This window comes from Anaeromusa acidaminophila DSM 3853 (assembly GCF_000374545.1).
Taxonomy (GTDB): domain Bacteria; phylum Bacillota; class Negativicutes; order Anaeromusales; family Anaeromusaceae; genus Anaeromusa; species Anaeromusa acidaminophila.
This window is the reverse complement of sequence record NZ_KB894606.1, coordinates 33,268-51,096: the sequence shown is the minus strand read 5'-3', so window position 1 is coordinate 51,096 and position 17,829 is coordinate 33,268. Positions and strand designations below refer to the sequence as shown.

Sequence of the window (17,829 nt, the reverse complement as noted above, 5' to 3'; positions counted from 1 at the left end):
TCAGGAGTCGGGATGTAGCTGTCAACAGCCGCCATCAGATCAAGGATCTTCTGTTCCCACTCTGCTTCGCCTTCCAACGCTTTCAGCGCGGAACCGCTGATGACCGGGATGTCGTCGCCGGGGAATTCGTAGCTCGAGAGCAGTTCGCGAACTTCCATTTCCACCAGTTCCATCAGTTCCGGATCGTCAACCATGTCAGCTTTGTTCAAGAATACAACCAGCGCCGGCACGCCAACCTGGCGGCTCAGCAGGATGTGCTCGCGGGTCTGGGGCATCGGGCCGTCAGCGGCGCTTACCACCAGAATGCCGCCGTCCATCTGCGCAGCACCGGTAATCATGTTTTTAACATAGTCAGCATGGCCGGGGCAGTCCACGTGAGCGTAGTGACGGTTAGCCGTCTCGTACTCTACGTGGGCGGTGTTGATCGTAATACCGCGTTCGCGCTCTTCCGGAGCCTTGTCGATCATGTCGTAACCCATAAACTGAGCGCCACCGGTTTTGGATAACACCTTTGTGATGGCTGCGGTTAGAGTCGTTTTGCCATGGTCAACGTGACCGATGGTACCAATGTTCACATGGGGTTTGGTTCTTTCAAACTTTTGTTTTGCCATTCTTCTACTTCTCTCCTTTAAAAAGAGTTTTCGCCAGCTTACTTAGCCTTACTTAGCGAAAGTACGATTATTCTTTTTCGCTCTGGCAGTGGAAAATCCTGCTGCTTTTGAGAAAAAAAGAAAAAACCGCGATTACGCGGTTTCATGCCAGTACTGGTGGCGGCGCAGGGACTCGAACCCCGGACACTGCGGGTATGAACCGCATGCTCTAGCCAACTGAGCTACGCCGCCTAATATTATGGAGCTGATGACCGGATTTGAACCGGTGACCTTATCCTTACCAAGGATACGCTCTACCGACTGAGCTACATCAGCGTCAAACCATTGGTTGCGGGGGCAGGACTTGAACCTGCGGCCTTCGGGTTATGAGCCCGACGAGCTACCAACTGCTCCACCCCGCGTCATTAGTGGTGGAGAGGGAAGGATTCGAACCTTCGAAGGCAGAGCCGGCAGATTTACAGTCTGCTCCCTTTAACCACTCGGGAACCTCTCCACGGTACAATATGGAATTTTGGAGCTGGCGAGAGGAATCGAACCCCCAACCTGCTGATTACAAATCAGCTGCTCTGCCAATTGAGCTACGCCAGCGTTTCTGCCGCGCCCCTCAGTGACGAAATTGATTGTACATCATTTCCTTTTCCCTGTCAACCGCTTTTTTCTTGCTGCGGTTTCGAAGGCCAGGACCATCACCGGCTCGACGCTTATGTATATTATCACGTCTCCAGGCGCTTGTAAAGACTTAATTTCATACTAATTTCAACTGACGAAAAAGAAGTAATAACTCACCGCTGCCAATACAAAGCGATAATACGCAAAAGAAGCCAACGTTGATTGATTCAAAAAGCGCAAAAACCATACTACTGAAGCATAGGCTACTACAAAGGCCGTAACAAAACCAACGCCAATCATAACCAAATGATCCGCATTCAACTGTCCCCATACTTTCAGCAAATCATAAATACATGCCACAAACATTAGAGGCACGGAAATAATAAAAGAAAAATCAGCAGCTGCTTTACGACTGAGCCCTACAAACAATCCTCCAGAAATGGTAGAACCAGAGCGTGAAAAGCCAGGCCAAAGAGATAAAATTTGAAACAGCCCCACCCAAAAGGCTTGCATCAAGGTTATTTCATCTACATCACGCGTTTTAGGCCGACGCAGTTGAGCCCATTTTTCAGCTGCCAACATCAAAATGGCGCCCACTACCAAGCCGATAATAACGGTAAAGGGAGAAAACAAGTAGGTTTTTATCGCCTTGTGCAAGAGATAACCTACCCCCATAACCGGCACAATGCCTACGGCAACGTGCTGCCACTGCAAATTCGAGCGAAAACCGCTTCTTCTCCCCTTGCGCGGCATCATAGCTGCAAATTTCTCCCGATAGAGAAACAGTACCGATAAAATAGCGCCAAGTTGGATAAACACCTCGAAGACGCTGGCCACTTCGCCTTCAAATCCTATCAAATGGCCCGCTAAAATCATATGCCCAGTCGACGAAACCGGTAAAAATTCAGTAACCCCTTCCACCACGCCAATGAGCACCGCAATAAGCAAATTTTCCACAAAAAGGCCTCCTTGTTGTAAGAATACCACCTTATATTACCCTTCATCGAATCCACCGTCAACGACACAAAAATAAAAAGCGCGGCTTCCGCCGCACTTTTTAGGATTTTTAATCGATTTGAATGACCGTAATATCGGTCAAAGGATACTCTAAACGCTCGCCAGTTGCGCCCCGCAAGTGCGAAATCACACCCTCATGGTATTCTCCTGGCCAGGCCACCAATAACGTCTGTTTTTTGCTAATCGCCCGCAGCAATTCTACCGGCTGCAAGTCCAGTTCGGCGGCAAAAAAATTCCGCATATTATCCAGCAGCACTACCTCTGCTTCCAGTGCGGCCAACGCCTTGGTTGTCGTCCGCACCGCTTCCGCCTGCCGCGACGCATGCGCCGTCGGCCGCCATTCCTTCGGCAATATCTCTTTACCTTCAACATATTTCCAACCGCGCATACTGGCTAGTTCTCGCAAAATCTTGCTCTTCCCGCTGCCAGGAGCGCCGATGAGCAATACCATTTTATCCGTGGTTTGGGCCGCATCATGAACACATTCCACAATTTGTTGTACAATGGCCATCTTATTTCCCCCTTTTTTTAATTCACCGACCTATTTCAACAGTTCTTCACTCTACCGCACTCTGTCAATTTGGTCTTTTCTTTTTCTACAAATCCCTGTTGTGAAGTTCCTAAAATTCAAAGTTCCTGCTCATACATTTATAGGTCTACGTTCGACAACCTCGCAAGAAAACCCTTTCCTTCCTAGCAAAAGAGATGCAAAGCAAAAGCTCCCCAGTCGGGGAGCCAGGTTCATGTCTTATCGCGAAAATCAGGTCCCAAAAATTCCACGCCCAGCTCCCGTGTCGGAAGGGTGCGGCTTATGGCATCCCCATCTTCACCTCGATTGTCCAAATATCGTTCCAGTTTCCTTTTGACCCGCTGTAAAGCGTTGTCGATCGATTTCACATGACGATCCAGTTCTACGGCGATTTCCTGATAAGACTTGCCGTCCAAATACGCCATAAGAACTTTCCATTCCAAGTCGCTTAGAATCTGGCCCATTTTTTCTTCAATGTCGCTGAACTCTTCCCGGCTGATTACAAGTTCTTCCGGATCTGAAATTTTCGAACCAGAAAGCACATCCAGCAGCGTCCGGTCGGAATCCTCGTCATAAATTGGTTTATTTAGAGAAACGTAGGAATTCAGCGGGATATGTTTTTGCCGCGTAGCGGTCTTTATCGCCGTAATAATTTGGCGGGTAACGCAAAGTTCTGCAAAAGCCCGGAACGACGACAGCTTATCGCCGCGAAAATCACGAATAGCCTTATATAAACCAATCATGCCTTCCTGGATAATATCCTCGCGATCCGCGCCAATCAAAAAGTATGATCTGGCCTTGGCTCTTACGAAGTTCCGGTATTTATTGATTAGAAAGTCAAGTGCAATGGAATTTTCTTTTTCTTTTGCATCGATGACGATTTCTTCGTCGGTCATATTTTCGAATACGCCGTACAAATCATTTTGCGAATGAAACCGCATGCGATCGCCCCCCAGTTTTTCCTTGTTCCTTCATTCGAGCCTTCCCATCTAACCTAACGGTGTTTCTGGCGACGACTGCTCAAGGTGTTTCGAGGGCGTGCCCTACAATAATCCCTCATCAATAACCGCACTTCTACCAGTAAAAAAATTATACCGTATTCCTGCGGCCAGCGTCAAGCAAGACTGCATCTGCAAACCGCCCTATTGCAGCCGCTGCCGCACCGCTTCATATAAAACCAGCGAGCAGGCTACCGACGCATTCAGCGAATTCACATGTCCCTGCATGGGAATTCGCACTAAAAAATCGCAGTGTTCTTTAACAAGACGTCCCAGGCCTCTTCCTTCACCGCCGATTACCAACGCCAGCGGTCCCTTAAGAGAGGCTTCAAAATAATTTTCCATGCCATCCATGTCGCAGCCTGCAACCCAAACGCCCGCTTTTTTCAACTTATCCAGAGTCTGCGCTAAATTGGCCACCCTGGCAACAGGCACATACTCCACCGCGCCGGCGGACGTTTTGGCTACCGTTGTCGATAACGGACAGCTACGGCGCTTAGGTATGATGACGCCGTGAGCACCGGCAGCATCAACACTACGCAAAACAGCTCCTAAATTATGCGGATCCTCTAGTTCATCCAGCACCACAATCAAAGGAGCTTCTCCTTTAGCTTCAGCCGCTGCTAAAATATCTTCCACTTCCGCATACTCTACCGGCGAGGCCATCGCCACTACGCCTTGATGCCGCTGTCCTGGAGCCAGCTGCGCTAAACGCTGCGGCTCGACTTCCTGCACCAAAATGCCTTTATCCTTAGCCATTCCCGCTAATTCTCTAAGAGAACCCTGTCGCTCACCTTTGGCGATGAGCAGTTTATTTAAGGGCCGACCGCTTTTTAGCGCTTCACCAACGCTGTTACGTCCGGCAATCACATCTTCCATTGTAGTCCTCACTTTCTAAAAAGCGCCGAAGCTCCTTTTCTTTTCGGCAAATCAGGGCAGGTGTTTTCTGCGCACGCAATGGTCCAAGCCGCAACCTGGGTACCGCAGACAACTGCCTGCCCCAAGGGTTTTCCCGCAGCCAAGCCATAGACCGTGCCGGAGAAAAAGGCGTCCCCAGCACCGGTGGAATCAACCACATCGGTCCTAAAGACAGGCTGATATCCCATGTCTTGGCGCACTGCATCATAATAAACCGCCCCTCGAGCGCCCAGCGTAATGACCATGGACTGCAGCCCCTGGGCGTCCACGTACGCGCGAAGATATCGGGCGATTTCTTCCGGTTCCAGCACCGACAATTCCCGCTTCAGCAGTCTGCCTGCCTCAACGTCATTGCAAATAAAGGAAGCTAACTTCGGCAAAATATCGGGTTTTTCCAAAATAACAGACAAGTTGCCCGGAATACCATGCACCGGCACCCCTTGCTCTGCGGCCAATTCCAGCACCCGCAGCGTCAAGGCTGCATTCAAGTCTAGCTCCAGCACCACATGCTGCGTCTTTTCCAGCAACGCAGTTCCCTGTTCTTGTATCAGCTCGCTCAGAGCCGTTAAATCCGGCATCTGGGAAATAGATCCCAAGAGATCGCCATTCGCCCCCAAAACAGCCAGCCACATTCCCATGCCCCGGCCTACTGCCGGTACGCATTGCATATCAACCCCAGCAGCCCGCAGGCGGCTGCATACGTCCTCCGCTAGAGCGCTTTCGTCAACGGTACTGACAAAACGTACTTGCGTTCCCAAATGCGCTAAATTTTCCGCGACATTTCGCGCCACGCCGCCATGAAAAAACTCTATGTGTCCCAAATTGCGCCCTTGGGGATTATAGGCTTTTTGCGCAAAGCCTTTACAGTCAACAAATACAGTGCCAACTACGGCCACAGTTCCCATTGCTCAGCCTCCTTAACTTTGCGCCGGTAACGGTTTGGCCCGCCCGCAGCTCATTTTGCCTTCACTGCAATAGCCGGCCGATAGGCAAGTAGGCCCTGCTTTAGCAAAAAGCAGCGGCGCCGCCTGGCGCGCTTCTTTCAACATCGCTTCCGCCATCGCCCGAATCTCCCACTGCGCCCGCATACAGCAACGCAGCGAAAAAAAATGTAACAACGTACGAGCGTTCATGGTAATGACCACTTTTGTTTCCGTTGCATTAGCCAGCACATACCGCGCATCTTCTTTAGGAACCCCCAAGTCGGTCAATTCTTCATAAGCAGTGCGTATCTGCGCCATCAAGGCCGTAAACTTTTGCGCAGCTTCCGGACGCGCCGCAATGGTTGGCGGGACAATGGCTTCAAAATCATGTTCTCCCACGTAACGCTGCGACTGCTGCGAGTAGGAAGCAATACGATGACGCACCAATTGGTGGCTCAAAACCCTTGAGATTCCCTCCACTGCAAAGGTAAAGTTTACATGTTCCAACGTTGACAAATGCCCCAGCTCGACAATCTTGCTCACAAGGCCTGCCACTTGAGACTGGCTCATTTTCTCCGCCAGTTCCTCTGCGCCGACAGCCGAGTAGCACAGGCGGGCCGCCATGGCTACCGTCCGTTCCGGTTCCGGAGTATATTGCATCAATTTTACTTGCATTCGTCTTTTCCTTCCTTTCCGGCCTGCAAAGCGGCAAAAGCAATCTCAAAAGATTGCTTCGCCAATTGCTCCAGGCGTTCCTCCTGCCCGGATAGCAGTAAATAGCCAAACAAAGCCTCTAACGCCGTGCTCTGGCGGTATTCCTTGACACTGGCGCTTTTCGGCACGGAGGCTTTCGTGTTCCGCCCCCTTCTGGCTACGGTTCCTTCCGCTTCTGTTAAGTCTTCTTTCAACGCCTCATAGGCTTTAGACTGATATACAGCCGAAACCAACCGCATACCCGCTTCGTGCACCACCCGCACCTGGCGCTGTTCTTTTTCAAGCAGACGCAGTCTTACATAAAGAGTGTAGTATGCGTCTCCTACATACGCCAAAACCAAAGGATGAGCCGCCTCAGTCAAGGCCGGTTCGCCCCCGGCGTCTTGAAGCAAGCGCTCTTTTAAAAACTGAAACTGCGAAAATTTCATTTGCGCTTCCACCGCGTTCCCTGCGGAGAATCTTCAATGACAACCTCCAACTCCTGCAAAGCGTCCCGAATACGATCCGCCGTACCCCAATCCTTATTCTGCCGGGCCTGCTGCCGCAGTTCCAGCACCAGTTCCATCAAGCCGTCTACCAGACCGTTATCTTCGCCTGCGCTTTCCGTCGCCGCAGGCACAATGCCCAGCACGTCCTCCAGCAGAGCAAAGAGAGCCGTCGCTTCGTTTACCGCTTTGCTAGAAACCGCTTCTTTGCCTGAAGCTATCAGCGTCTGATACGAATTAACTTCTTTACCGAAGGTAAAGAACGTACTAATGGCTAAAGCCGTGTTGAAATCATCATCCATGGCTGCGAAAAATTCTTCTTTCGCTTTCTGCGCCGCCGCCAACAGTTGATCAGCGCCAGCGCCGCCACAGTCCGTCGCCGCAGCAGCCGCTAGCTCCGCCAAATTGCGTTTCACTGTAGCTAAGCGCTCTAAAGCCCGTTCCGCTTCGGTCAGGCGTTCGTCGCTGAAGTCCAAAGGACTGCGGTAGTGAGTGGAGAGAATGAAAAAGCGCAGCACTTCCGGGGCATAATGCGCCAAAATATCCTGAACCAAGAAGAAGTTCCCCAGAGACTTGCTCATTTTTTCCTGATTTACCGTAATAAAGCCGTTATGAAGCCAATAGCGCACAAAAGGAGTTACCCCTGTAAAGGCCTCCGACTGGGCCACTTCGTTTTCATGATGCGGGAAAATCAAATCGCTGCCGCCGCCATGAAAATCAAACTGTTCACCCAAATATTTATGCGACATGGCCGAGCATTCAATGTGCCAGCCAGGCCGTCCCGCCCCCCACGGACTTTCCCACGAAGGCTCGCCTGGCTTGGCGCTTTTCCACAATGCAAAATCCATGGGATGGTGTTTGCGTTCGTCTACTTCGACCCGAGCGCCGGCTTTCATATCGTCCAGCGAGCGGCCGCTCAACTTGCCGTAATCCTCAAACTTTTCCACCGCATAATACACATCGCCGTCAACGACATAGGCAAAACCGTCTTTCACCAGCTTGGCTACCATGTCGATGATCTCTTGCATGTGCGTAGATACTTTAGGATAGATCGCCGCCCGGCGCACATTCAGCTTATCCATCACTTCAAAATAGCTGGCGATATAGCGCTCGGAAATAGTATGCCACGGTACTTGCTCTTCATTGGCGGTCCGAATAATTTTATCATCCACATCGGTGAAGTTTTGCACATGCATCACTTCCCAGCCTTGATGCTCCAAGTAGCGGCGAATGACATCCCAGGTCACAAATGGCCTAGCGTTGCCAATATGAGGATGATTGTACGGCGTAACGCCGCAAACATACATTTTAACTTTTCCTTCTTCTATCGGAACAAAGGCTTCTTTCTGTTTAGTCAAGGTATTATACACACGCAAATTCATTGTTTCTTCAACTCCTCTTCTAATTCGCCAAGACGTTTTTCCATACGGTGCATATTGCGCTGCATGCACATCATCATTTCTACAATCGGATCCGGCAAGTCGTTATGATCCAAATCAATAAGATCTACGGTCTGGTTATTGTCAATCCGACGCCCTTCATGCCAAACAATGCGGCCAGGAATGCCCACTACAGTCGAATTGGGCGGAACTTCCTTGAGAACTACCGAACCAGCGCCGATTTTAGAATTATCTCCTACCTTAAATGAGCCCAGCACTTTCGCGCCGCTGGCAATAACTACATTATTTCCCACCGTAGGATGGCGCTTTCCCTTCTCCTTGCCTGTTCCGCCAAGAGTAACGCCTTGATATAAGGTGACATTATCGCCGATTTCAGCGGTTTCGCCAATAACAATGCCTGTGCCGTGGTCAATAAACAAACCTTCGCCAATGGTTGCACCAGGATGGATTTCTATGCCTGTTAAAAAGCGGGCAAAATTAGAAATCAGACGCGCTGCCAAAATCCAGCCTTTCAAAAACAAGCGATGCGAAATTCGATGCATCCAAATCGCATGCAGGCCGGAGTAGCACAGAAGGACCTCTAACACGCTCCGCGCAGCCGGATCGCGTTCAAAAACAACTTGGATATCTTGCTTGATGCGTTTGAACATGAATTTTCTTCCTTTCTCTACTCTAAAAAACAACGTAAAAAAACCACCATCTCCTGACAGAGACGGTGGTTCCGTGGTTCCACTCTGCTTGGACAGCACTTGCCATCCCTCTAAGCGCAATAACGGGCGCACCCGTGAAGAGTTTAGCTCTCCCCAGCTCCCGGACGCATTTCCGCTGACCGCTGCCTGCAGATGCTCTCAACCTAGGCATCCACTCTCTGTAAGGACGTTTCTGCGTACTTTTTCCGTTCTTCGCCGTCATCTATTCGTATTGCCTGCAGTATATCCCGTTCCGGCACCGCTGTCAATCAGATTTTTGCCAACATGCGCTCCATCCGAGCCAACGTACGTTCCCGCCCAATCAGCGGTACAATATGAATGAGCTCTGGTCCGTGCATACACCCGGTCAAGGCTACGCGCACCGGCATAAATACCTTTTTACCACCCAGCTTCAATTCTTTCGTAATGCTTTTCAGCAAGGCTTTCACAGCAGGCGCATCTACGGTCTCCAACGCCAACAGTTTCGTCTTAAACAAGTCCATTACTGGAGGCACATCGGCATCACGCAAAATTTCGTGAGCATCTTCGTTTTCAAAGTCAATCTCATCTTGAAAGAAAACAGCCGCATGTTCGACAATTTCCGCGCCATAGCTGATATAATCCCGCAAGGCTTCTACCATCTGCTCGACCCAGGCTCGCTGCTCTTCATTCAGTGACTCCTGTACATAACCAGCCTTGATCAGATGCGGCAGCACCAAGTCGGTAAGTTCCGCCAAGGTCAGCTTCTTCAAGTAGCAAGCATTAATATAGTTTAGCTTGTCCACGTCGAACACGGCTGGATTTTTCGCCACTCGATCCATAGAGAATTTTTCAATCAACTCCTGGCTGGTAAAAAGTTCTTCCTCTCCAGGAGGCGCCCAACCCAGAAGAGCCAAGAAATTCACAATGGCTTCCGGCAAATAGCCAAGTTGGCGATATTGGTCCACCGAAGTCGCACCGTGACGTTTGCTCATCTTCGAGCGATCTTTACCCAAAATCAGCGAAATATGTCCAAATTGCGGCGCTTCAAAACCAAGAGCTTTATAAAGAAGCCATTGGCGCGGCGTATTGGACAAATGTTCTTCAGCCCGAATAACATGGGTAATTTTCATCAACATGTCGTCAATGACTACAGCATAGTTATATACGGGAATGCCGTCTGATTTGACGATAACAAAATCACCTACGCCGGACGATTCAAAACGGACTGTTTCACGAACCATATCTTGAAAAACAATTTCTTGTCCTTCAGGAACGCGAAAGCGCACTACCGGCTTGCGTCCAGCGGCTTCCATAGCCTTTTTCTCTTCTTCCGAAAGATTACGGCAGCGTCCGCCGTAGCGGGGCGTTTCTCCCTTAGCCAACATCGCCTGACGTTCCGCTTCCAGCTCTTCTTCCGTGCAATAGCAGTGGTATGCCTGGCCGGAAGCCAAAAGTTGCTCCGTATACTGCCGGTAAATATCCAAACGCTGCGTTTGATAGTAAGGCCCGTAAGGCCCCCCCACTTCCGGCCCTTCATCCCAGTCCATCCCCAGCCACCGCAAAGCCGCTTTAATATTTTCCTCCGACTCCTTGGTGGAACGCTCCAAATCCGTATCCTCAATACGCAGCACCAGCTTGCCGCCGTGCTTGCGGGCCAGCAGCCAATTGAACAACGCGGAACGAGCGCCGCCGATATGAAACGGTCCTGTAGGACTCGGCGCAAAACGCAGCCGAATTTCTTTCTCTACCATCAAAATTCCCTCCAACAACGTCCTTTTAAGCCAAATTATTCTTTTATGATAGCAGATTCCTCTCGTTTGTGCAAAAGCCATTCCTTTTCACGTACAGTTTTATGATTTCAAGCTCCGTTTTCCGCTCTATAAATAATTTCAAGTATGAAGAAATTATTTGCAGGAAAATAGATCGTCACAAAGAATTTTCCTTATATAACGTTCCCAGTAAACAAGGCAGAAACAAAGGAGGGGATTCCTATGAAAACCTACATCCGATGCAAAGCTTGCGGTTACATCATGGATGAAAGCCATTTAAAAGATGTTTGTCCAGCGTGCAATCTGCCCAAAACCGTATTCGAGCCGTATACCAAAAAAATTTCACCTCAACGAAAATTTCTGCTCGATCAACATTTTCATCCTATTGCCGTACACTTCCCTCAGGTTTTCATGGCGCTCATCGTCTCCATGCTAGGCCTTTCTTTTCTTGTTGCCGAGCCACTGCGCAATGAGTTTCTCATTGTAGCAAAAATATCTTTGATCGCTCTGCCATTTTCGGTATTCTTCGGCTTTATCACCGGGCTGTACGATGGCAAATTGCGCTTCAAAACGGTTAAAACGCCTATTTTAAAAAGCAAAATACTCGTGGGCGCCGTCTTTCAAGGCCTATCGTGCCTAATGCTCTGGCTTTACTTAGCCAATGGCTTTTCCCCCTCTAATATAGTTGCTTTAATCGTTCTTAGCCTAGTCAGCACCGGCTGCGCCATTTATCTCGGACGCGTAGGCTCCCCTATGTTCGATTCATTTTTGCCAGGATAAGCTGAAGATACTCTACCCCCTGCGCCTTCGGCGCAGGGGGTTTTTAGCGTCTTTTTCTATTTTCTAAGCATAGCCACCGCATAAGCGGACATGCCCTCTTCGGTTCCTACAAAGCCCAGTTTTTCTGTTGTGGTGGCCTTGATATTGATGCGTTCTTCAGAGACTTTCAGCGCCGCCGCTACGTTTTTAACCATTTGCGGAATATGCGGGGCCAGTTTGGGCCTTTGCGCCGCCACGGTTACATCTACGTTATTGACCGCCCAGCCTGCCTGTTCCAGCAAAGTCTGCACCTTCTCCAACAGCAGCAAGCTAGAAATGCCGCGATACTGTTCATCTGTGTCCGGAAAATGACGGCCAATATCACCCAGGCCCGCCGCGCCTAAGAGCGCATCCTTCAAAGCATGCAATAATACATCTGCATCAGAATGACCGTCTAAGCCCAGCGAATGCGGAATATCTACACCGCCCAAAATCAGCTTGCGTCCCGGCACCAAGCGGTGCACATCATAGCCCATGCCTGTTCTCCACTCCACTTGCCGTTCCCCCCCGCGCTGCTGCAATATAGCTTCCGCCACGATCACATCCTCTGGAGTCGTGACCTTTAGATTGCTGTACTCGCCCTGAACCAAACGCACAGATACTCCCAAGCGCTCTACCAACGAAGCGTCGTCGGTCCCTAAAAATCCTTCCGCCGCAGCCTGATCGTAGGCCTGGCGCAACAACGCCGCTTCGAATACTTGGGGCGTCTGCATAGCCCATAAGCGTTCCCTTGGGGGAGTCGCCACTACACACCCCTCTGTATTACTTTCTTTAATTGTATCCTTAACAGGAACAGCCAAGCCAGCCGCCCGCAGCCGCTGCGCCGCTTCCACTACGGCATCGACCGATTCCGACAGCACCAGCGGCCGCGCCGCGTCATGCACCGCCACATAATTCGTTCCATCTGGCAGAGCCTTAAGGGCATTCGCAATGGAATATTGTCTTTCACTGCCGCCAGCTACTATCTGCCATGGCTTTAACCTGGCATCCTGCGACAGGATGCGCCTGACCTCAGCTTCTTCTTCCGGCGCCGCTACGATAATCATTTCGTCAATTTTCTTGCTGGCCGACAAAGCCTGCGCACTGCGCAAAAGCATAGGACGTGAAAGAAGCGGGAGAAAAGCCTTATTGCTCCCCCCGCCCATGCGCCGTCCCTGTCCTGCCGCAGCCAAAACAGCTATATTCATGCTTTAAGCGCCTCTTTCTCCATTCTTTAACTTAGCAAAAATCATGCGTCCCGCCGCAGTCTGCAGCACCGACGTTACCAATACTTCCAAATGTTCTCCTACATACTTTTTCCCGCCGTCGACAACAATCATCGTGCCGTCGTCGAGATACGCCACTCCCTGGCCGAATTCTTTGCCATCCTTCACCAAATGCACATGCATTTCTTCGCCAGGAAGCACTACCGGCTTGACTGCATTGGCCAGCTCATTAATATTCAAAACGGCGACCCCGTGCAGCACAGCAACCTTATTCAAATTGAAGTCATTGGTTAAAATTTTGCCGCTGGTTTCTTTTGCCAATTGAATTAGCCGCGAATCCACTTCCGCAATTTCTTCGTAATTGCGGTTATCAATCTGCACCGCCAGCCCCAATTCCTTCTGCATACGATTTAAGATATCAAGCCCCCTGCGGCCTCGATTGCGTTTTAGAGGATCTGAAGAATCCGCAATATGCTGCAGCTCTTCCAAGACGAAAATCGGCACCAATAGCCGGCCCTCTACAAAGCCGCTTTGACAAATATCTGCAATACGTCCGTCAATAATGACACTTGTATCAAGAATCTTCGGCGCACAAACATCTGCTTGCGGCACCTGCTGTTTGGGCGCCTTTTCTCCTTTACTCAGCCATGGCAAATAAGACACCAAAAAGCCTAACTCATCCCGCTTGCGCACAGCAATATTCATACCTAAATAGCCCAAAAAAATACTCAAAACGATAGGAATGTATTTCCCAATAATCGGAATCGGTAAAAAAGAAGAACTAATTAAGTTAGAAAGTATAAGTCCGATGGATAAACCAGCCGCTCCCGCCAATACATCGTTTAACGGCATCTTGTTCAACCGCGCTTCTACCCAGTCGTTAATGCGCCACAAATAACGCACTAAAAGCGGCGATAGCAAAAAGCCCAGCAAGCCGCCCACAAATGCGCCGGCCAGCAAAGATAAAATTGTAGCCAGCGTACTGCCGAACAAGCCCATGCGCAACACTTCCGCACTAACCAACACCGCCAGCACCTGATTAATCCACTCCGCCATAGTCAAAAGGCCTGCGATCACGCCCAAGCCGGTAATTACAAAACGCAACACTCTATCCAGCATGCTTTCGCCTCCTTTCTCGTTTATTGCATCTATTTCTTATGCCATGTTGCCACAACAATAGAACGCCCTCCTTTGGCTTGCTAAAATATCGCCATACCGGTTTATTGTAACACAGCGGCTAACGCTTCCGCTACCTGCCTAACGCCAATATACTCCGCTTCCGCCTTGCGCTGCTTTAACGCCGACAGATTGCCCGCAGGCAAAACAAAGCGGCGAAAACCCATTTTCCAAGCCTCTTGAATGCGCAATTCCGCCCGGGGGACCATACGGATTTCTCCGGTTAAGCCAACTTCGCCCATGACCACCGTATGCGGATCAACGGGTCGATTGCGAAAGCTCGAAGCAATCGCCACCGCTACCGCCAGGTCGGCCGCTGGCTCCGCCATGCGGATGCCTCCGATTGTGTTAACATATACATCCTGATCACCGAGTACCAGCCCGACCCGTTTTTCCAGCACTGCCAACAAAAGCAGCGTCCGGTTATAATCAAAGCCCGCCGCGGTCCGCCTTGGCATACCAAAGCAGGTAGTACTGACAAGCGCCTGCACTTCAAGCAGCAAGGGCCGCACCCCCTCCAAATGCGCCAAAACGACGGATCCCGGCGAATTCACCGGTCGCTCCGCCAACAGCACGGCTGAGGGGTTTTCCACTTCGACTAACCCGTCTTCTTCCATGGCAAAAAGACCGCTTTCCTGAGTAGAGCCAAAACGATTTTTAATAGCCCGAAGCACTCGAAAGGTATAACTGCGCTCCCCTTCAAAATATAAGACCACGTCCACCATATGCTCTAACAAGCGCGGACCCGCAATCTGGCCATCCTTAGTGACATGGCCGATAATAGCAATGGAAATTCCTTCTTCTTTAGCCAGCCGCAACAATCGCCCGGTGCATTCGCGCACTTGACCGACACTGCCAGGCGCACTAGGCAATTCCGGACAATACATGGTTTGAATGGAATCAATCACCAACAAAGCCGGTTTGCACTCTTGTGCCGTGCGCAAAATATCATCCAGCCTCGTCTCGTTCTGAACCCATAATCGCGGCTGCAGACGACCTAATCGTTCGGCCCGCATACGAGTTTGTGCCGCCGACTCCTCGCCTGAAACATAGAGTACCGGCGCTTGGCCTTGGCTTAAATGCGCCGCCACTTGCAACAACAAAGTCGATTTGCCAATTCCCGGGTCGCCGCCGACAAGCAGCAAGGACCCAGGCACCAAACCTCCTCCTAAAACCCGATCCATTTCACCGCTGCCGGTAGACATGCGAGGCAGTGCGCTGATATCAACCTCGGTAATAGGACATGGCCGAGATACCGCTGCGGTGACGCTCCCCAAACCAGGGCGGCTAGGCTCTTTGCGAAGCACCTCCTCGTTAAAAGAATTCCAGGCGCCGCACTCCGGGCATTTTCCCAGCCATTTGCTTGAATCATAGCCGCAAGACTGACATACATAACGAATCTTATCTTTTGCCATTGCTATCAATTGCCTCCCTGACGCCTCTCCCAAAATACCGAAAGCACTTTGGATAAGGCATACCCAAAGTGCTTTCGCGCCGCCTGGCGTCATTTCCTGCTATAAAATCCGAGTAAATACCTTTTTTAGTTTTTTTTCGCAAAAGTGAGCTTCCCTGCTTCGTCAGCGTCAACAGCCACCGTATCTCCCGCTCCAATGCCCCGACGCAGCATCATCTCTGCGATTTCATCCTCAACCAGTTTCTGAATGGCCCGACGTAACGGCCTGGCTCCATAAGTGATGTCCAGCCCTTCCTTAATCAGCTCCTCTTTCGCCTTCTCGCTGACTTCCAGGGCAATCTCATTTTCACCTAAGCGTTTGGATACGTCGGCAAGCATAATCCCCACAATCTGTTTGAGTTCTTCATCGTTCAGGCTGGAGAAAACAATCAACTCGTCAATGCGATTCAGGAATTCCGGCCGGAATAATTTTTTCACTTCCTCCATCACGCGTTTTTTGCCTTCGCTATCGTCTTTCTTCTTCTCATTGCCGGTAACAAAGCCCATAGTACCGCCACCCTGACGCTGCAAATGTTTAGCGCCCACATTGGAGGTCATGATAATCACGGTATTCTTAAAATCAACAGTACGCCCCTGCCCGTCAGTCAGCCTACCGTCTTCCAATACTTGCAACAACATGTTGAATACATCGGGATGAGCCTTTTCGATTTCATCCAGCAACAGCACGGCATAGGGTTTACGCCGTATTTTTTCCGTCACCTGACCGCCTTCTTCATATCCAACATAGCCAGGAGGCGCTCCCACCAAACGAGAAACTGTGTGTTGTTCCATATACTCGGACATATCCAAGCGAATCATGGCGTTTTCATCGCCAAAAAGCGCTTCCGCCAGGGCCCTCGCCAGCTCCGTCTTGCCCACGCCGGTAGGACCCAAGAAGACAAAAGAGCCAATAGGCCGCTTCGGATCTTTCAAGCCCGCCCGAGCGCGACGCACCGCACGAGCCACAGCCTGTACCGCTTCGTTTTGACCGATGACCCGTTTATGCAAAACCTCTTCCAGCTTCAACAACCGTTCGGACTCTTCTTCCGCCAGCTTTCTAACAGGAATGCCTGTCCAGCCTGCCACAACTTGCGCAATATCATCCGCCGAAACCACGATTCGCTCGCCGCCGCCCTGCTTCCAGGAACGCTGTTTTTCTTCCAGCTGCATTTTTAAAGTTTGCTCTTGATCGCGCAGCTTAGCGGCTTGCTCGAATTCTTGAGCAATAATGGACGCCTCTTTTTCCGCTTGAATACGTCCGAGCTCTTTTTCTAAGCCTTTTACGTCTTCCGGCTTGGAAAACGCCCCTAGCCGCACCCGCGAGGCCGCTTCATCCATCAAATCAATCGCCTTATCCGGCAAATATCGGTCAGAAATATACCGATGAGATAGTTTTACCGCTGCCTCAATGGCTTCATCCGTAATTTTAGCCCGATGAAACGCTTCATACCGATCCCGAATTCCTTGCAAAATAGCGATGGCGTCTTCTACGCTGGGTTCGCCGACATTCACCGGCTGGAAGCGCCGTTCCAAAGCCGCATCCTTCTCAATATGCTTTTTATATTCCGACAAGGTTGTCGCACCAATCACCTGGATCTCGCCGCGAGCCAGTGCCGGTTTTAAGATATTGGCGGCGTCAATAGCTCCTTCAGCTCCGCCGGCGCCTACCAACGTATGCAACTCATCAATAAATAAAAGGACATTGCCCGCTTCGCGCACTTCTTCCACTACTTTGCGCACCCGGTCTTCAAATTCACCGCGATATTTCGTGCCGGCCACCATCGCCGCCATGTCCAAAGAGATGACTCGTTTGGCGCGTAATGTTTCCGGCACCTTAGCATCAACAATTCGCTGCGCCAAGCCTTCCGCCACAGCCGTCTTGCCAACGCCTGGCTCGCCAATCAACACCGGATTGTTTTTAGTGCGCCGACTAAGAATCTGCAGCACCCGCTCAATCTCACCGCTGCGACCAATAACCGGATCAATCTTTCCATTTTTAGCTAGTTGGTTTAAATCCCGTCCAAATTCATCAAGCAGCGGCGTATCCGTTTCTTCATCCTCCACCGCCTGTGCATGAGCATTGCCGGAAGCGTAAAAGCCGCCGCCCAATAGTTCCATCACTCGCTGCCGAACCTGCCCAAGATCCGCCCCTAAGGCAGTGAGCACCTGCGCCGCTACCCCTTCTCCTTCGCGAATCAGGCCTAAAAGAATATGTTCCGTCCCCACATACTGATGTCCTAAACGCAACGCCTCTTCCCCTGATAGCTCAATGACCTTTTTCGCTCGCGGCGTATAACTGATATCCCGGCTGGTACCGTCGCCGCGACCTATAGTTTCTTCCACTTGGCGACGAATGCGTTCCAAATTAATATTTAAGGAGGTCAAGGCCCGCGAAGCAACGCCTTCCCCTTCATGCAGCAATCCCAAAAGCAGATGCTCGGTTCCTATATAATCGTGCCCCAAGCGAATGGCTTCCTGCTGCGCCAGCATCAGCACCCGTCTAGCGCGTTCGGTAAAACGACTCAACATTGT

General features: G+C 50.6%; 16 protein-coding genes, 5 tRNA genes, 1 pseudogene and 1 other annotated feature. Of the genes and pseudogenes, 1 reads left to right on the top strand and 21 read right to left on the bottom strand.

All coding sequences use genetic code 11. From position 1 onward, the window contains the following. The 16 genes from C508_RS0115145 to gltX form a co-directional block, all read right to left on the bottom strand. Positions 1-611, bottom strand: a 611-nt coding sequence (locus C508_RS0115145) for a GTP-binding protein (protein ID WP_018704416.1), incomplete at its 3' end; no start/stop codon positions are given. Between the two features lie 154 nt (positions 612-765). Further along, positions 766-842: transfer RNA gene (locus tag C508_RS0115140), tRNA-Met, on the bottom strand. A gap of 8 nt (positions 843-850) precedes the next feature. Next, positions 851-926: transfer RNA gene (locus C508_RS0115135), tRNA-Thr, on the bottom strand. Between the two features lie 10 nt (positions 927-936). Continuing rightward, positions 937-1,012: transfer RNA gene (locus tag C508_RS0115130), tRNA-Met, on the bottom strand. A gap of 7 nt (positions 1,013-1,019) precedes the next feature. Beyond that, a tRNA-Tyr gene (locus C508_RS0115125) sits at positions 1,020-1,104 on the bottom strand. Between the two features lie 19 nt (positions 1,105-1,123). Further along, a tRNA-Thr gene (locus tag C508_RS0115120) sits at positions 1,124-1,199 on the bottom strand. A gap of 168 nt (positions 1,200-1,367) precedes the next feature. Then, positions 1,368-2,177: an undecaprenyl-diphosphate phosphatase gene (locus C508_RS0115115; protein WP_018704415.1), complete on the bottom strand. Its 810-nt coding sequence runs from the start codon at positions 2,175-2,177 to the stop codon at positions 1,368-1,370. A 109-nt stretch (positions 2,178-2,286) separates the two neighbouring features. After that, entirely contained in the window at positions 2,287-2,748 is a 462-nt protein-coding gene (brxF, locus tag C508_RS18850) for a BREX-3 system P-loop-containing protein BrxF (protein ID WP_018704414.1), read from the bottom strand. Positions 2,749-2,978: 230 nt separating this feature from the next. Next, the gene (gene sigH, locus C508_RS18845) at positions 2,979-3,707 is read right to left on the bottom strand and encodes an RNA polymerase sporulation sigma factor SigH (protein WP_018704413.1); all 729 of its coding nucleotides are present in this window, start codon (positions 3,705-3,707) and stop codon (positions 2,979-2,981) included. Positions 3,708-3,908: 201 nt separating this feature from the next. Next, positions 3,909-4,643 (bottom strand): 23S rRNA (guanosine(2251)-2'-O)-methyltransferase RlmB, encoded by a 735-nt coding sequence (gene rlmB, locus C508_RS0115100; protein WP_018704412.1) that lies wholly within the window; start codon positions 4,641-4,643, stop codon positions 3,909-3,911. An 8-nt stretch (positions 4,644-4,651) separates the two neighbouring features. Continuing rightward, a complete protein-coding gene (locus tag C508_RS0115095) occupies positions 4,652-5,587 on the bottom strand; it encodes a PfkB family carbohydrate kinase (RefSeq protein ID WP_018704411.1) in 936 nt (311 codons plus the stop codon). A 12-nt stretch (positions 5,588-5,599) separates the two neighbouring features. Next, on the bottom strand, positions 5,600-6,280 hold the full coding sequence (gene thyX, locus C508_RS0115090; RefSeq protein ID WP_018704410.1) for an FAD-dependent thymidylate synthase: 681 nt from the start codon (positions 6,278-6,280) through the stop codon (positions 5,600-5,602). Further along, the gene (locus tag C508_RS0115085; RefSeq protein ID WP_039797597.1) at positions 6,271-6,747 is read right to left on the bottom strand and encodes a Mini-ribonuclease 3; all 477 of its coding nucleotides are present in this window, start codon (positions 6,745-6,747) and stop codon (positions 6,271-6,273) included. The genes thyX and C508_RS0115085 overlap by 10 nt, the downstream gene beginning before the upstream one ends. Next, positions 6,744-8,186: a cysteine--tRNA ligase gene (gene cysS / locus C508_RS0115080; protein ID WP_018704408.1), complete on the bottom strand. Its 1,443-nt coding sequence runs from the start codon at positions 8,184-8,186 to the stop codon at positions 6,744-6,746. Before cysS ends, C508_RS0115085 begins: the two co-directional genes overlap by 4 nt. Beyond that, complete coding sequence (gene cysE, locus C508_RS0115075) at positions 8,183-8,887, bottom strand: serine O-acetyltransferase (RefSeq protein ID WP_280641790.1); 705 nt, start codon at positions 8,885-8,887, stop codon at positions 8,183-8,185. The genes cysS and cysE overlap by 4 nt, the downstream gene beginning before the upstream one ends. A gap of 22 nt (positions 8,888-8,909) precedes the next feature. After that, positions 8,910-9,116 (bottom strand) — a binding site (T-box leader). 46 nt (positions 9,117-9,162) lie between these two features. After that, positions 9,163-10,626, bottom strand: coding sequence for a glutamate--tRNA ligase (gene gltX / locus C508_RS0115070; RefSeq protein ID WP_018704406.1), 1,464 nt, complete (start codon positions 10,624-10,626; stop codon positions 9,163-9,165). A 240-nt stretch (positions 10,627-10,866) separates the two neighbouring features. Between gltX and C508_RS0115065 the strand changes: the two genes are divergently transcribed. Further along, on the top strand, positions 10,867-11,424 hold the full coding sequence (locus C508_RS0115065) for a rubredoxin-like domain-containing protein (protein WP_018704405.1): 558 nt from the start codon (positions 10,867-10,869) through the stop codon (positions 11,422-11,424). A 56-nt stretch (positions 11,425-11,480) separates the two neighbouring features. Here C508_RS0115065 and ispF read toward each other — a convergent pair whose 3' ends face one another. The 5 genes and pseudogenes from ispF to C508_RS0115045 form a co-directional block, all read right to left on the bottom strand. Continuing rightward, positions 11,481-11,939 (bottom strand): 2-C-methyl-D-erythritol 2,4-cyclodiphosphate synthase, encoded by a 459-nt coding sequence (gene ispF / locus C508_RS21040; protein ID WP_245257874.1) that lies wholly within the window; start codon positions 11,937-11,939, stop codon positions 11,481-11,483. Between the two features lie 48 nt (positions 11,940-11,987). Continuing rightward, positions 11,988-12,650 (bottom strand): annotated as a pseudogene (gene ispD, locus C508_RS21035) (2-C-methyl-D-erythritol 4-phosphate cytidylyltransferase); the annotation flags it as partial. 3 nt (positions 12,651-12,653) lie between these two features. Next, positions 12,654-13,787: a PIN/TRAM domain-containing protein gene (locus tag C508_RS0115055; protein ID WP_018704403.1), complete on the bottom strand. Its 1,134-nt coding sequence runs from the start codon at positions 13,785-13,787 to the stop codon at positions 12,654-12,656. A gap of 101 nt (positions 13,788-13,888) precedes the next feature. Continuing rightward, positions 13,889-15,259 (bottom strand): DNA repair protein RadA, encoded by a 1,371-nt coding sequence (gene radA, locus C508_RS0115050; protein ID WP_018704402.1) that lies wholly within the window; start codon positions 15,257-15,259, stop codon positions 13,889-13,891. A gap of 125 nt (positions 15,260-15,384) precedes the next feature. Beyond that, on the bottom strand, positions 15,385-17,826 hold the full coding sequence (locus C508_RS0115045; RefSeq protein WP_018704401.1) for an ATP-dependent Clp protease ATP-binding subunit: 2,442 nt from the start codon (positions 17,824-17,826) through the stop codon (positions 15,385-15,387). Between the last annotated feature and the right edge of the window lie 3 nt (positions 17,827-17,829).

Excerpts from the sequence above, each read along its gene's own strand:
- brxF (WP_018704414.1), bottom strand. The coding sequence starts at position 2,748 with ATGGCCATTGTACAACAAATTGTGGAATGTGTTCATGATGCGGCCCAA.
- sigH (WP_018704413.1), bottom strand. The coding sequence starts at position 3,707 with ATGCGGTTTCATTCGCAAAATGATTTGTACGGCGTATTCGAAAATATG.
- rlmB (WP_018704412.1), bottom strand. The coding sequence starts at position 4,643 with ATGGAAGATGTGATTGCCGGACGTAACAGCGTTGGTGAAGCGCTAAAA.
- C508_RS0115095 (WP_018704411.1), bottom strand. The coding sequence starts at position 5,587 with ATGGGAACTGTGGCCGTAGTTGGCACTGTATTTGTTGACTGTAAAGGC.
- thyX (WP_018704410.1), bottom strand. The coding sequence starts at position 6,280 with ATGCAAGTAAAATTGATGCAATATACTCCGGAACCGGAACGGACGGTA.
- C508_RS0115085 (WP_039797597.1), bottom strand. The coding sequence starts at position 6,747 with ATGAAATTTTCGCAGTTTCAGTTTTTAAAAGAGCGCTTGCTTCAAGAC.
- cysS (WP_018704408.1), bottom strand. The coding sequence starts at position 8,186 with ATGAATTTGCGTGTGTATAATACCTTGACTAAACAGAAAGAAGCCTTT.
- gltX (WP_018704406.1), bottom strand. The coding sequence starts at position 10,626 with ATGGTAGAGAAAGAAATTCGGCTGCGTTTTGCGCCGAGTCCTACAGGA.
- C508_RS0115065 (WP_018704405.1), top strand. The coding sequence starts at position 10,867 with ATGAAAACCTACATCCGATGCAAAGCTTGCGGTTACATCATGGATGAA.
- ispF (WP_245257874.1), bottom strand. The coding sequence starts at position 11,939 with ATGGGCTATGATGTGCACCGCTTGGTGCCGGGACGCAAGCTGATTTTG.
- C508_RS0115055 (WP_018704403.1), bottom strand. The coding sequence starts at position 13,787 with ATGCTGGATAGAGTGTTGCGTTTTGTAATTACCGGCTTGGGCGTGATC.
- radA (WP_018704402.1), bottom strand. The coding sequence starts at position 15,259 with ATGGCAAAAGATAAGATTCGTTATGTATGTCAGTCTTGCGGCTATGAT.
- C508_RS0115045 (WP_018704401.1), bottom strand. The coding sequence starts at position 17,826 with ATGTTGAGTCGTTTTACCGAACGCGCTAGACGGGTGCTGATGCTGGCG.